A 13688-nucleotide genomic window follows, 5' to 3' on the forward strand; every position below is an offset into this window, starting at 1 on the left:
GGCAAAATTACGATAAAAGCGAAGTCGGTGTCACCTAACGATCTTGGTAGTTGTGCAGCTTCTAGTGGTTCTACTATCGGCATTGCACCGTCAATATGGGATTATACGATTTTATCAAGATGATTATCTATTTTTACGAGTTGACCAAGAGACTTGCGCTTTTCTTAGCTTCCCTAGCTTTTAATTCGCGGCGAAGTACTTTTCCACTAATCGGAGTTTTGGGCAATTCTTTGATAAATTCAATCTCCCTCGGGGCTGCATGTGCGGCAAGTCCGCTACGTACAAATAAGCGTAATTCTTCTAATAACCCTTCACTCTCTTGATACTCTTTGTTTAAAACAATAAATGCCTTCACAATTTCCCCTCTTACTGCATCCGGCTTTCCAATAACACCCACTTCGGCAACTGCAGGATGTTCAATCAGTTTACTTTCAACTTCAAATGGTCCGATTCTTTCCCCTGAAGAGTTAATCATATCGTCACTTCTTCCTTGGAAAAAAACATATCCTGTCTCGTCGATTGTTGCCAAATCGCCGGATAAATACCACCCTTCGAAAGGGAAATATGTTGAGTATTTAGCTGGGTCCTTCCATACTTCCCGCATAATAGCGGGCCAGTTTGCTTTTAGCGCCAATTGACCGACAGATCCATTTTCTAGAATCTCTCCATCATCGCCTAAAATAGCTGCTTCAATTCCTGGAAATGGTCTTCCCATTGATCCTGGCTTTATCGCATCAGAAGGTAAATTGACGATTAACTGAGCACCAGTTTCCGTCATCCACCATGTATCGTGAATTCGGTTTGAAAGTGTTTGAATTCCCCATCTAACGACTTCTGGATTTAGTGGTTCCCCGACGCTTAATATATGTCGAATTTTTGTTAGATCATAGTTTGCTGTAAGTTTATCCCCTTCCGCCATTAACATTCTAAAGGCTGTCGGCGCGCTGTACCAGACAGTTACACCAGTTCTCTCTAAAACGTCATACCATTCTTTCGCACCAAATCTGCCCCCATGAATGACAGTTGTCGTTCGATTTAGCAATGGAGCGAATACCCCGTAGACTGTCCCTGTTACCCATCCCGGATGAGCCGTGCACCAATAAATATCTTCTTCTTTTAAATCTAGCACCCATCTACCCGTGATATATTGCTGAATCATTGCTCGATGCGCATGGATAATCCCTTTAGGTTTACCTGTCGAACCGCTTGTATAGTGGATATTCAGTCCATGATCAAGATCTACCCATTCAATTATGTTTTCTTCTACTTCAAACTTCCTTCCTTCTTCAAATAAAGAAATCTCATCTCCCGTACATTGTTCCGGTTCAGCTGTAATAAACACAGTCGTTAAAGACGGTAATTCTTCTCGGGGAACTCGTTTCACAAGTTCTGGTGATGCGATTAAAAAAGTTCCTCCGCAATCATGAATCCTTTCCTTTACCGCACCTTCCATAAATGCTTCAAAAAGTGGCCCGACGACAGCGCCGAGCTTAATTGCGGCAAGCATAGCGATATGACAATCTGGATGCTTTGGTAAAAATACGAATACGAAGTCTCCTTTTTTCACACCGTGTTTTTTCAACACTGTCGCCCACTGATCAGACCTTTCTTTCAATTCGCTATATGTAAGTTTGTATTCTTCATTTTCTCCAATATAGTGAAGTGCAATTTGGTCACCAAATCCTTTTTCGACATGACGGTCTACACATTCATATGCCATATTTACTTTTCCTGTTTGGGACCAGCTAAAATTCGACTCTACTTCTTTCCATGAGAAATCTTCCCATTTCGGTAATTCTTCCGTAATATTATAATTTCCCTCATTCGGATAAATAATTGTACTGTTTGCCATTTTACTCGACCACCTTTTCAATTTGTAGTAAATTAAGTATTTCTGATTTTTTCTCCGCAAGAAATGAACTCCCACGATCTCTTGGTCTTGTAACTTCCACTGTCAATTCAGCTTGCAGATAACCCGGTTGTCCGCCAAGAATGAAGATTCGGTCACATAAATAAAGTGCTTCGTCTATGTCATGTGTAACAATTACCATCGTTGATAAACGTTTCTTTTGAATTTTTAATAATAAATCTTGTAATTGCATTTTTGTGAATGCATCAAGCGCACTAAAAGGTTCATCTAGAAGTAGAACAGCCGGTTGCCCAATCAACGCGCGAGCGATTGCAGTTCTTTGAGCCATTCCACCTGATAAATCTTTCGGATAATAATCCCCAAAATCGGTTAACCCGACAAGATCCAAATAATCTTGTACTTCTATTTTTTTCACATCTTTGTTTCCAAATAAAATGTTTTCTTTGACTGTGAGCCATGGCATGAGCCGGGGTTCCTGGAATATCATGCCAATCGGTTGTCTTCCCACCTCAGCAATTTTTATTTCCCCGTCAAATTCCTTATCTAGCCCAGATAGTACCCGGAGAAGCGTACTTTTCCCACATCCACTCGTTCCTAGAATTCCAACGGTCTCACCTTCTTGGATAGAAAAGGATACGTTTCTGAATCCAGCTAGTCCATTATTGAATGTTCTTGAAGCCTGTCTCACTTCCAACATATTGACAACTCCTCTTATTGTTGGTTTTGCAAATTATCTTGCCATTTCAATGCACGTGCTTCTAACGCTTTCAATAGAGCGTCCGTTACTTTCCCAAGTACTGCAAATAGAATTATACTTGCCATTATAAGCTCAGGCGAATACGTATTCTGACCTACAACTAGTAAGTAGCCAAGCCCTTGACCTGCCCCCATCAACTCAGCAGCAACAACGAACATCCAACCTAAACCGACGCCACTGCGTAAACCTACAAGAAAGGATGGTAGAGAAGCTGGTAAAATGATACGGCGCACAATCTGGAATGAAGTAAAGTGATAAATCTTTCCTACTTCAATAAGCTTTCGGTCTACACCTTGGATGCCGGATACGATATTCAAATACACCGGAAAGAAAACACCAACAGCAATTAACACCACTTTGGACGATTCTCCTATTCCCATCCACAAAATGAATAATGGCACCCAGGCAAGGGAAGGGATTGATCTGAATGCTTGGATTAATGGATCCATAAGCTGTTCAAACCATTTGAAATAGCCTACGATAGAACCCAATACGAGCGCTGCTAAAGTCCCAGCAAAAAAACCAATAAATACTCGAAGAAACGTAATTCCGATATGCCCCCAAAGTGTTCCTTCTTCAGCCATTTCTAGAATCTTTTGAAATATAGTTGTAGGAGCGGGGAAAACATATGAATCTATCAAGCCAAAACGTGCGGTCGCTTCCCATGCGATTAAAAGAACGATTGGTAATATCCATCCGAGTGCAAGACCTCTAAATTTATTTAAGTCTGCACGAAATATACTTGACTTTTCACTTTTCTCTTTCGGAAATTCGTTTGTTTTAGCGTTGACCGTCATACATTTCGCCCCCTATTTTGTTACGATTACTTTTTTCGCAAATCGATCAATAGTTAATTCGCTCACTACTTTTTCGATATTTGCATCACTTTTAATAACGTTTTCTGACTTCAGGACAGCGCCAGCCTCTTCAAGTGCCTGAATTTGTTTATCGCCAGGAATAGGATCAGAAAAATCATTTCGCTCGATACCCTTCTTAGCCACTTCCAACTTCATATCCGCTTCCTTTGCCAATATTTCAGCTGCTTCATCTGGATTTTCTATAACCCATTTCCGCGCTTTCTCATATACCTCAATTACTTTTTCTACAACTTCCGGATTCTGTTCTGCAAATTCTGACCGTACATTCAATGTGCCATACGTATTTTTGTCATGATCACGTAGGAATAAATTTGCCCCAGAATCAACTTCAACTTTAGCCATATGTGGATCAAGACCAGCCCACGCATGAACCTGGCCAGTTAACAAAGCATTTGCACCATCCGCATGTTGTAAGTTCACAATTTCCAAGTCTTTCGATGAAAGACCTACTTCTTGAAGTGAACGTAGAAGGAAGATATATGGATCCGTTCCTAAAGTTGCGGCAACTTTCTTTCCTTTCAAGTCTTCAACTGTTTTAATTGGTGAATCTTCTGTCGTTACAAGTGCAGTCCATTCTGGTTTCGAATAAATATATACAGACTCGATTGGTGATCCATTCGATTTTGCTATTAATGCTGCTGCTCCCGCAGTAGATCCAAAATCTACGCTTTTTGAATTTAAAAACTCCAGTGCCTTATTGCTTCCTTGGCTAAGAACCCATTCAACCTCGATGCCTTCTTTTTCAAATGCTTCTTCTGCCCATCCGAACTCCTTTAAAGCTAAACTCGTTGGTGAGTAATAAGCATAATCCAGAACTACCTTTTTTAAATTATTCTTCTCTTCCCCTTGTGTATTTGAACAAGCCGTTATGATAAACGACGCGCCTACAACTAACAAAACAAATGTAATAATCTTCTTCATTCCAATTTCCCCCTAAAATAAGTTTTATATTTGTTTTTCAAGTTCCTAGAAACTTAACCAATTTGTTTACTAGTCTTTATACTATGTACTTTCCTCCTTTTATAAACTGGAGATACAAAAAGCCCCCTTCAATTAAGAAGAGGGCAATAAATCCTCCTCTTATCTTCCCGATTCAATTGAATCAGTAGGATTTAGCACCTTTCCAGAAAGTTATCCTGTTGGTTGCCGGGCTTCATAGGGCCTATTCCCTCCGCCGCTCTCGATAAGAGTAATATTCATTTTTAAATGTGCGAGTTTTCAATCAACCGAACCATTGGGAATTATCATACAATACAGCCAAATGAAATGTCAACTATTTTTAGATTTTTTTCCTTCTACGTGAATTCTATAACATTATTTGAAGTAGTTTACATTCCAATTTCTCATTCATCATAATTCAATTTCCTTTCTATTCCAAACCTATCCTAAACTGACCATAGCATTTACTCCAAAACGTTTTTTTGAAGACCCTTCGAAGAGTTCATGCCAGTTTGAAGAAGACTTAACTATATTGCATGTTATTGCTTAGACCTTTATTGTCAAAGTCAATGTGCTTTTATTCAAGCTGCCCCAAAGTATTAATACGAATACCCATTTTATACATGGTTAAAATAGCCGGTTAGATTCCATGCAGGTAGTAAATCAAACAAAGTTAACACGTTCTCCTCTTCCATCTCCCTTCAATACCTTTTTTAATACAAAAAGCCGACATCTCCTGAATAGGTAAAATCGGTTTTAATATAGTTCACGTAATATGCGTATGTATGAATTTTGACTTTGGTTGCGATCAATGTTTGATAGTTCACGATATTCAACAAGACCGTCTCGATGAGTTGCGCTTTGATTAACGGTGTATTCGATACGCAGAACGGGTTCGTTGCCAAATACAACTTCCCCCTTCTTTCATGTAACGAACAGTTCCTGTAAAACGTACCGTTCACAAAAAGTCAACATAGTCTTCTCGATAGCCAAGTTCCTTTAAATACTCCAAATCGCTTTCAGAAAAATGAAATGCTTGAAGATAATCAATGATTCGTTCCAATCCAGCAAAAATCACATACCCATTTCCAAACGGCAATTTCCGAAAATACAATTCAAATACTGCTTTTTCCCTATTAATATTGTCCTCCAAATTAGCTTCTTCCGTATTGATTCTGTACAAGTCCGTGTGAAGAGCGAGGCTATCATCAATATACCTGTTCATTACACTTACCACCTAACCTTACAAAGTACGCCCGGAACTGCTTACGTTAAATAGACTTTTTTATGCACTAGTTTCATTACTTTTCTGTAAGAGATCTTTTGCAAAGTCAACAAGTTGACGAGCTTCTTCGGTCCGAAGATAGTTAACATCCAAAGCATCAGTACCCAGACGGAAACGATCCAGTGCGTCAGCATCCTTGAAAATTTGATACAGCAGCACGCCCCGTCCACTTAAATCGGGAGACTTTGCAATCTCTGACAAACTAAGTGAATCATCCTGGTCATGGTAATAGATAATGTAGTAGGTTTTCGCATCATAGGACAAATCATGCGCACGACTATACTCTTTGTAATACGCTGCTGCACGACTACCATGTCCTTTATCAATCCCATCATCAAGGCGACGGGAATCATGGAAAACAGCCGCCATCGCTAGTAGCTCCTTTTCCTCTTCACTCAGACCTTTTTGATGCCCGATGAGGAGTGCCAGTAACAGTACGCGGGCGCAATGGGTTTTCGTATGCCATTCACTATCCGGCAGCCAAAACTCTACGTTTTGCTCCATGAATGTATACCATCGTTCATAAGGCTCTTTGATGGGCTGGCAGACAGGTTTATCCAGAATATTTGACAGATACAACATTCATTCCCCCTCTGTTTTCTACTAATGCAAATTAGCTTATTTCATCTGAACTAATTGCTCTAACACTTCGGCAATATCGCCGTCAACACCAATAGACTTAGCTGCAATTGCATTTGGTATATAAAGCTCGGTTCCTTTATTCAGGGTAATATAAGTAGCATTTTCTTCCGAGCTAGCTAAATTCATAAATGGAGCTTTAATCAATTGATTTCTTGCACCTACGCCTAATTCCAGTAAGACTATTTTTTTGCCATGAGCATTATCGATAAAATTCTGATAGGCCTGCAAGCTGGCTTGCCATGCCTCACCTCTTAGAAAATTGCGATCGACTTCGACATGTACTTGCATTGGGCCACCACATTCTAGACATTTAGGAATAAGGCTTGAAGGAACTTCCCCATTTTCTTGGTATCGGGCCATTTCATTCAATATTTCGTCACCTGGGTAAATTTGATTATGGCGACCATGAGAACATTGCAAATACCGACAATTGCCCTCTATTTCAAAAAGGCGTTCCTTTGGAAATCCTGCCAATGTAAAATGAGAATCTGTATTTGAGGTAACTACAAAATAATTTTTATCCTTCACCAATTCATAAAGGTTCTTTACAACAGGACTAGCTTCCTTGTTGTTTAAAAAGTAGGCGTACATACGGCTAAAAAATGCCCACTTCTCTTCCTCTGATGAATATGGATAAAAAGCTCCTTGTAGGATGCTACGAAAACCATATTTATTACTGAAATCGCCAAAATGTTCCAGAAAGGACGAATCCTCTGAAAAAATATTAGTACCTCCCGAAATGGCGAGGCCGTTACTTGCGCCAATTACGATGCTGTCAGCATTCTTGATTTTGCTTAAAATGTCTTGATAGTTCTCTCCCATATGAACCTCCATTATTTCTGAAATTTCGATGAATATATTTTACTTAATGAATTCGCGTAATGAGAAGCCAGATTGCCGAGTACTTATCCAATATCCGAATCTCTTTTTTCCTTCCCGCTCAAAGTATCTTGTAAGACATGAGCAATATCTTCTTTAATGGCAAGTCCTTTTCCAATTAACTCTCGAGGAACGATCGCATCTTTAGGATTAATTGTAATGTAGTAGGCGTCCGGAAAACTATAAGTCATATCCCAAAACGGCTCCTTAATAAACATTGGTGTCATTGTTCCAACGCCTAATTCCAGAAAGAGAATTTTTTTATCTTTGTTTTTTATAAGAAACTCATTGTATTTTCTTAATTCACTTTGGTAAGTGCTTCCTTCCAGAAATACATAAGAGCGCACCCATGGTTCCATTTCCTGCCCGCATTCTGAACATACTGGAATTAACTCTGTTGGAATTCTGGTTCCTTCTATGTTTGCATACATGTTCTCAACTTGCTCTTTATTAAAATAAATTTGATCATGGCAACGGGAGCCACATTGAAAATAACGCAAATCCCCTTGAATTGGGGAAACTTTCTCTTCAGGGAAAGTCTTGGAAAACTGTGCGTCTTGATTCGTTGTAACAATGAAATAGTCTTTGTCTTGAAGTAGTTGCAATAAATCAATGTAGGGGCGACCAGCTTCAGCATCATGTAATAATTTGATTTCAGTCGCAAGAAAAGCCCACCGTTCTTCACTTGTAGGATAACGGAAATGATAGCCCATAAAAAGGTTTTCAATCCCATATTTATCTGCAAATCCTCCAAAATGCTTCAGGAAATTTTCATCAGTATGATAAAAACTAGTGTGTCCAATAGCCTCAGACATTCCAGCAGCGCCACCTACCACAATTGCCTCAGCTTCTCGGATTTTGTTTAATAATGTGTCTATGTTGTCTTGATATTGTTGTGATAACATATTTTTTTCTCCTCCTTAGTATTTTTCGCTTTCCTATTATTGAGCTACTTTCGCCTTCTCGTTCAGGGCATCTTCAAGCACTCGGGCAATATCTTCGTTAATTGCGAGTCCTTTTTCGCTAATCTCTCTAGGAACCACCGCGTCTTTAGGATTGATGCTGATATAGTATGCATTCGGAAAACTATGAGTCATCTCCCAAAAGGGCTCTTTAATAAACATCGGCGTCATCGTTCCTACGCCTAATTCCAGGAATAGGATTTTTTTATATTTGTTTTTCATAAGGAATGCTTGGAATTTCATTAATTCGCTTCTGAAAAGGCTTCCTTCTAGAAAAACACGAGATCGTACCCATGGTTCCATATCCTCCCCACATTCTGGACAAGTAGGAATCAACTCTGTGGGAATTTTAGTTCCCTCTATGTTTGCGTACATTTCTTCAACTTGCTTTTTATTGAAATAAACATGATCGTGGCAACGGTTGCTACATTGATAATAACGCCAATCTCCTTGAATCGCAGAGACCTTCTCTCCGGGAAATACCTTAGAAAACTGAGTGTCCTGATTCGTTGTAAGGACGAAATAGTTTTTATCTTGAAGCAGTTGCAATAAATCAAGGTAGGGCTTACCGGCTTCGGCATCATATACAAACTTGTTTAAAGTAGCAATATAAGCCCAGCGTTCTTCTCTTGTCTCAAAACGGTGATATAAACCATAAAAAATATTTTCAATCCCATACTTATCTGCAAATTCACTAAAATATTTCAGAAAGATTTCATCTGTCTGATACCAGTTGTACCCGGCGGGAGCAGACATCCCAGCAGCGCCACCAACCACAACCGCCTCAGCTTCTTCGATTTTCTGAAGTAGTGTCACTAAATGGTCTTGATATTGTTGTGTTAACATACTATATTTGTCCTCCTATAGATTTATACATTGCAGTTGAAAACATTCACGCATATATTGCCCCCCGCTCAACAACAAATCGTAAAGTCTCAGATGCGCAATATCTGTTTTGGTTGTAAAGCACACCTTTACTTGAACCTAAATATATTATATAGTGGATACAAACTAAAAAACAGTATGCACTTTTACGACGCATACTATCCAGAAGGATAGTGTAAAATGAAAAATTCCAAAATGAATGTTGCTGACAATGAAGAGACCTCTTTCGGTTACACACTTTCTATTATTAACGGCAAATGGAAGCTACTAATTATTTACAATTTATCAAAAAACGGTGTAGTGCGTTATAATGAACTTCAGCGTATGATGGGTAAAATAACATATAAAACGCTCAGTTCTACACTAAAGGAAATGGTAAGTGATGGTATAGTCCATCGTGAAGAATATCCACAAATCCCTCCAAAGGTGGAATATAGCCTGACTGAAAAGGGGCACACGCTCTGGCCTATTATCCAGATAATGTGCCAATGGGGAGATCATAATAAGGAAATATAAAAGAGAGATACTTCAGGTATATTGCATGGTTGATTTGATCCTGAAGACTCAAAGGAAAAATGGTTGCAATCATCCGTATTTGATGATTGCAACCATTTTTCTTCGAATTATTTCCATTGTCTTTTGGTGTATAACAAGCTCTTCTTATATTATTCATAAAACCAAATGTACCGTCTAAACGTTCTTTGTGAAATGAAAAAACTGTTGACAAAAAATGCGTTAACATATAAGACACATTTCTTCAGTTATGTTCAGTTTACTTAACTGAAGAAGATGGAGGATATTATGCATACAAATTATCAAAAATTGTTTAAAGAATTGACTGTCGTTTTTAGTGAATATTATTTAAATTATCTATTGTACAATGAAATCGCCAAGAAATTTGCGATTTCGAAAAGTGCTGTAAGCCAAGTATTATCGAAGCTCGAAGCACTAAATTTTATCAAACGTGAGGCCAATCCAAATAATCATCGCGAGTACTTCATCGGGTTTGCAGAAAAAGGTCTCGCTTATCAGACATTAAGTAAAGAAGCAGATAAAGAATTTATGACGAAGCACTTCGCTGACATCGATTTAGAACAATTGCAAAATGTATTACAAACGATGAAGAAAGTAAATGCATCCATTTCATCCTCCGACAAATAGGACCGTGAATTGTTTGACAATTAATTAGAGGAAATCAATTATGATTCGAAAAGAGAAAGTGTCTATTGCACTTGCATTATCTAGATTGGATACGTGAATTATCGGATAGTAACCGTAGGATCTGAAATTCAATGTTATCAAATTCCATAATACATTTCTTTCACCGTGAAATTTTTTGAGCTGAAAGTGTTTCGCCAACCTATCGATAAAAAACAATATACGAGATATGATTAAAGTGGACCAAAATACTTTAAATGAGGTGGAGAAATAATGAGCACAGCGCTAATTATTGTAGATATTCAAAATGACTATTTCCCAAATGGAAAGATGGAATTAGTTAATCCAGATAAAGCCGCGGCTAATGCTGCTAAAGTTCTTGAATGGTTTAGGCAGAACAATAAAGAGAATATTTTTCATGTTCAGCACATCGCAGCTGATCCTGCTTTAGGATTCTTCCTTCCGGATACGGACGGTGCTGCAATACATGAAACTGTTCAACCTTTGGAAAACGAAAGCATTATCATCAAACATTTCCCTAACAGCTTTTTACAGACTGATTTGGAAAACAAATTAAGAGAAAATGGCGTAACCAAGGTAGTCGTTGTAGGAATGATGACGCATATGTGTATTGATGCGACAGTCAGAGCGGCAGTGGATCTAGGCTTTGAGACGACACTTATTGAAGATGCATGTGCGACGACAGACTTATCTTATGATGGTAAAGGCGTTCCAGCTGAACAGGTTCATTACGCGTTTGTCGGTGCACTTAACGGTATGTATTGTGCTGTAACTTCGACTGAGGACTTCTTGCAATAAGAAACACAATCTTAATGTAAAAGGCATTTGGGAATGCGCTTATTCCCAAATGCCTTTTACTTTTTCTGGAAACAATCTATGCGAAAAATCTCCTCATTTAGCGTGATTTATGCAGTAATAGTATCCTTTACTAGCACATCTAATTTACCTGTTTTCGGGGTTGTTTTGGAACTTGGGCCCTTTCCTGTTGAAGGCAAAAACTTTTCAAAGTGTAGATTTACAAATTAGAAGGACCCCACACTTTTCTAAAGAATAAAATGTACTGCTAGCTTATAAGTTAATTGTTAATATATTTCTCAAACACATCACCAAAGTCTTTAATTCGGTATTGGTCACGGGCAGCCGTTAACCAGGAGAAACCAAACTCGGTCAATTGTTTATACTGGTCGGCTAGCTGGATATCAGACAGTCGTGCGTTATGCAACACTGTTACAGCTTTATCAAGACTTCCATTCGCTAACTCTAACAGGATATTGTTGTCGTGGACTTTTTCCGAAATATAAGATAATGCTTTGTACAGATCAATCAATTGGGCAAGTTGCTTTTTATCAACGTCAATGCTGAACGATTGATTGCCTAAAGAGAACTTGATTTCAACATCCAAATCCACTTTTCCCGCCGTTTCCAAAAACACATCGGTAATTTGATATTGCGAATACGAATAGCGTTTTAGCAAGCGCTTCGAAGATATAGCTTTCTCTCCATCGACGTGAATAAATGCAATGTTCGTAAAGCAATATTCATCCATTTTTGTCTTGATTAAAAAATAAATCTTTTCATTCTCTTCATTTCGAATATAATCATCCGCATCCGTTTTATCATAATCTTCTGGACCTATGATTTTACCGATATCCGACAAGCCCAACGCATCTGAAGCAAATTTTTTCAACATATGCCTCGCCCCTTCTCTCTACTTATATTCTTTCACCTGTATTATATAACTTTTCATGAGATAAATGTAGAACCTCTATTCAAACTGATAAGTAATTCCCTGTGAACTTCTCTCACCTTGTCTGGTAACATTGAAGATTGATTATTTGCGAATCTAACTTAGTGTAGCCTGTCCATTACTCTCGATTTCGATAACAGTCAAACGGTAACAACTCTAACTAAATAATCCTGTCTTTTTCGTCATAATAAAAAATCCTCCATTCAATTGAATTGGAAGATAATTTCGTGACATATTATACGTAATTGTTAGGGTACAAAAAAAGGATTCTGCACCAGTGACCGAAGCCCTGACCGAATCCCTAGTTTCTCACAAATCCAATTGTATCAACGGTTTGTGACTGATTTAATTATGTCCCAGGAGAACGTTTTTTAGAGCCTTTAAACTCTTATACACCAGTGTTTCTTCTATTCAATGTATATAATATGCGTATAAACTTTTCATACCGAAAAATGTTATAAAGACTTACTTTTCCGAGTTGAGTCACCCATTATTCTTGCACTGACAACATTATGCATCTTAATGTATTTTACAACTTCATCTCCCTTCAGTACCTTTTTGGATGCAAAAAAACCGACATCTCCTGAATAGGAAAAATCGGCTTTAATATAGTTCAAGCAAAATGCGTAAATACCTCTTCTGGCATGCCAAAGTAATTTTCGGACGTGTAACACGTCTGCCTAACTTCTCCTTTATATGTGGAATACGAAGGCTGAACATTTGTGCCGAATCTCCTTCTGCATATGCAAAAGTGTAACGACTTTCACCGGTGGTAAAGGTGACAAAGAAACGATTGGATATATATTATTATTAACAAAAATAGAATCACATAGCAAAACAATCAGAATGACATAGTGGGGTTACATTCTTTATTTAATAATTTCTTCTAGGTCCTGTTTTAATGAGATAACCTTACCTAGTATATTTATGTAATAATGAGGGATATTTCAATCCATTTACTTCAGATTTAGCAATTGAGCATACGATTGAGGGACTTGGGGATATGTTAGCTTTGATTCGGTACAAAAATTCGTATGGCCGTTCAAGGTTTTATTCGATCAAGTTCTAGATTATTAGTACCGACTATATAGTATTCTCGAAGCAAACGAAAAGCAGCTTTACTAGTTCTCAATGAACTAGTAAAGCTGCTTTTTATTATGACCCCTACGGGATTCGAACCCGTGATACCGCCGTGAAAGGGCGGTGTCTTAACCGCTTGACCAAGGGGCCAAAGAATATGGCGGAGAAAACCCTCGCACCGCTTTCGCGATTAATGCCCTTAGCAGGGGCACCTCTTGAGCCGCTTGAGTACTTCCCCATATAAATGGCTCCGCAGGTAGGACTCGAACCTACGACCGATCGGTTAACAGCCGATTGCTCTACCACTGAGCTACTGCGGAATGGTGGGCCTAAGTGGACTCGAACCACCGACCTCACGCTTATCAGGCGTGCGCTCTAACCAGCTGAGCTATAGGCCCTCTTGAAGCGAGTGAAGGGAATCGAACCCTCATCATCAGCTTGGAAGGCTGAGGTTTTACCACTAAACTACACTCGCATAATAATGGTGGCTTCGGTTTACAGTAAGCTCTCGCTTTACTTAAACCCTATGATAATACTAATAAAAATGGCGGTCCCGACCGGGATCGAACCGGCGATCTCCTGCGT

The 13688-nt window shown here is 38.7% G+C and carries 12 protein-coding genes, 4 tRNA genes, 1 pseudogene and 1 riboswitch; of the genes and pseudogenes, 3 read left to right on the plus strand and 14 right to left on the minus strand.

The features are described from left to right. Positions 1–133: 133 nt before the first annotated feature. The 9 genes and pseudogenes from acsA to AC25Y6_RS16560 form a co-directional block, all read right to left on the minus strand. A complete protein-coding gene (gene acsA, locus AC25Y6_RS16520; protein ID WP_488143800.1) occupies positions 134–1852 on the minus strand; it encodes an acetate--CoA ligase in 1719 nt (572 codons plus the stop codon). 1 nt (position 1853) lies between these two features. Beyond that, on the minus strand, positions 1854–2567 hold the full coding sequence (locus AC25Y6_RS16525; protein WP_488143801.1) for an ABC transporter ATP-binding protein: 714 nt from the start codon (positions 2565–2567) through the stop codon (positions 1854–1856). Between the two features lie 14 nt (positions 2568–2581). After that, entirely contained in the window at positions 2582–3424 is an 843-nt protein-coding gene (locus AC25Y6_RS16530) for an ABC transporter permease (RefSeq protein WP_488143802.1), read from the minus strand. A 12-nt stretch (positions 3425–3436) separates the two neighbouring features. Then, positions 3437–4426: an aliphatic sulfonate ABC transporter substrate-binding protein gene (locus tag AC25Y6_RS16535; RefSeq protein ID WP_488143803.1), complete on the minus strand. Its 990-nt coding sequence runs from the start codon at positions 4424–4426 to the stop codon at positions 3437–3439. 156 nt (positions 4427–4582) lie between these two features. Then, a riboswitch (SAM riboswitch) is annotated at positions 4583–4695 on the minus strand. 546 nt (positions 4696–5241) lie between these two features. Further along, a pseudogene (locus AC25Y6_RS16540) lies at positions 5242–5669 on the minus strand (nicotinate phosphoribosyltransferase); the annotation flags it as partial. Between the two features lie 60 nt (positions 5670–5729). Continuing rightward, positions 5730–6311, minus strand: a complete 582-nt coding sequence (locus AC25Y6_RS16545; RefSeq protein WP_488143804.1) for an HD domain-containing protein — start codon at positions 6309–6311, stop codon at positions 5730–5732. A gap of 36 nt (positions 6312–6347) precedes the next feature. After that, positions 6348–7193: an SIR2 family NAD-dependent protein deacylase gene (locus AC25Y6_RS16550; protein WP_488143805.1), complete on the minus strand. Its 846-nt coding sequence runs from the start codon at positions 7191–7193 to the stop codon at positions 6348–6350. 83 nt (positions 7194–7276) lie between these two features. Then, on the minus strand, positions 7277–8155 hold the full coding sequence (locus AC25Y6_RS16555) for an SIR2 family NAD-dependent protein deacylase (protein ID WP_488143806.1): 879 nt from the start codon (positions 8153–8155) through the stop codon (positions 7277–7279). Positions 8156–8191: 36 nt separating this feature from the next. After that, positions 8192–9058 (minus strand): SIR2 family NAD-dependent protein deacylase, encoded by an 867-nt coding sequence (locus AC25Y6_RS16560; protein ID WP_488143807.1) that lies wholly within the window; start codon positions 9056–9058, stop codon positions 8192–8194. Positions 9059–9277: 219 nt separating this feature from the next. Here AC25Y6_RS16560 and AC25Y6_RS16565 point away from each other — a divergent pair, with 219 nt between their 5' ends. From AC25Y6_RS16565 to AC25Y6_RS16575, 3 genes are all read left to right on the plus strand, one after another. Beyond that, positions 9278–9613 (plus strand): winged helix-turn-helix transcriptional regulator, encoded by a 336-nt coding sequence (locus tag AC25Y6_RS16565; protein WP_482100989.1) that lies wholly within the window; start codon positions 9278–9280, stop codon positions 9611–9613. A 285-nt stretch (positions 9614–9898) separates the two neighbouring features. Continuing rightward, the gene (locus tag AC25Y6_RS16570) at positions 9899–10258 is read left to right on the plus strand and encodes a MarR family winged helix-turn-helix transcriptional regulator (protein ID WP_488143808.1); all 360 of its coding nucleotides are present in this window, start codon (positions 9899–9901) and stop codon (positions 10256–10258) included. Positions 10259–10528: 270 nt separating this feature from the next. After that, on the plus strand, positions 10529–11074 hold the full coding sequence (locus AC25Y6_RS16575) for a cysteine hydrolase family protein (protein ID WP_488143809.1): 546 nt from the start codon (positions 10529–10531) through the stop codon (positions 11072–11074). A 277-nt stretch (positions 11075–11351) separates the two neighbouring features. Here AC25Y6_RS16575 and AC25Y6_RS16580 read toward each other — a convergent pair whose 3' ends face one another. The 5 genes from AC25Y6_RS16580 to AC25Y6_RS16600 all read right to left on the minus strand — a co-directional run bounded on the left by AC25Y6_RS16580 (position 11352) and on the right by AC25Y6_RS16600 (position 13578). Beyond that, entirely contained in the window at positions 11352–11966 is a 615-nt protein-coding gene (locus AC25Y6_RS16580; RefSeq protein WP_482106119.1) for a PH domain-containing protein, read from the minus strand. Positions 11967–13181: 1215 nt separating this feature from the next. After that, positions 13182–13253: transfer RNA gene (locus tag AC25Y6_RS16585), tRNA-Glu, on the minus strand. Positions 13254–13348: 95 nt separating this feature from the next. After that, positions 13349–13423: transfer RNA gene (locus tag AC25Y6_RS16590), tRNA-Asn, on the minus strand. Position 13424: 1 nt separating this feature from the next. Further along, positions 13425–13501, minus strand: a tRNA-Ile gene (locus AC25Y6_RS16595). A 6-nt stretch (positions 13502–13507) separates the two neighbouring features. Continuing rightward, positions 13508–13578: transfer RNA gene (locus tag AC25Y6_RS16600), tRNA-Gly, on the minus strand. Between the last annotated feature and the right edge of the window lie 110 nt (positions 13579–13688).

It is taken from the genome of Sporosarcina sp. Y1004 (genome assembly GCF_057669665.1).

Excerpts from the sequence above, each read along its gene's own strand:
- acsA (WP_488143800.1), bottom strand. The coding sequence starts at position 1,852 with ATGGCAAACAGTACAATTATTTATCCGAATGAGGGAAATTATAATATT.
- AC25Y6_RS16525 (WP_488143801.1), bottom strand. The coding sequence starts at position 2,567 with ATGTTGGAAGTGAGACAGGCTTCAAGAACATTCAATAATGGACTAGCT.
- AC25Y6_RS16530 (WP_488143802.1), bottom strand. The coding sequence starts at position 3,424 with ATGACGGTCAACGCTAAAACAAACGAATTTCCGAAAGAGAAAAGTGAA.
- AC25Y6_RS16535 (WP_488143803.1), bottom strand. The coding sequence starts at position 4,426 with ATGAAGAAGATTATTACATTTGTTTTGTTAGTTGTAGGCGCGTCGTTT.
- AC25Y6_RS16545 (WP_488143804.1), bottom strand. The coding sequence starts at position 6,311 with ATGTTGTATCTGTCAAATATTCTGGATAAACCTGTCTGCCAGCCCATC.
- AC25Y6_RS16550 (WP_488143805.1), bottom strand. The coding sequence starts at position 7,193 with ATGGGAGAGAACTATCAAGACATTTTAAGCAAAATCAAGAATGCTGAC.
- AC25Y6_RS16555 (WP_488143806.1), bottom strand. The coding sequence starts at position 8,155 with ATGTTATCACAACAATATCAAGACAACATAGACACATTATTAAACAAA.
- AC25Y6_RS16560 (WP_488143807.1), bottom strand. The coding sequence starts at position 9,058 with ATGTTAACACAACAATATCAAGACCATTTAGTGACACTACTTCAGAAA.
- AC25Y6_RS16565 (WP_482100989.1), top strand. The coding sequence starts at position 9,278 with ATGAAAAATTCCAAAATGAATGTTGCTGACAATGAAGAGACCTCTTTC.
- AC25Y6_RS16570 (WP_488143808.1), top strand. The coding sequence starts at position 9,899 with ATGCATACAAATTATCAAAAATTGTTTAAAGAATTGACTGTCGTTTTT.
- AC25Y6_RS16575 (WP_488143809.1), top strand. The coding sequence starts at position 10,529 with ATGAGCACAGCGCTAATTATTGTAGATATTCAAAATGACTATTTCCCA.
- AC25Y6_RS16580 (WP_482106119.1), bottom strand. The coding sequence starts at position 11,966 with ATGTTGAAAAAATTTGCTTCAGATGCGTTGGGCTTGTCGGATATCGGT.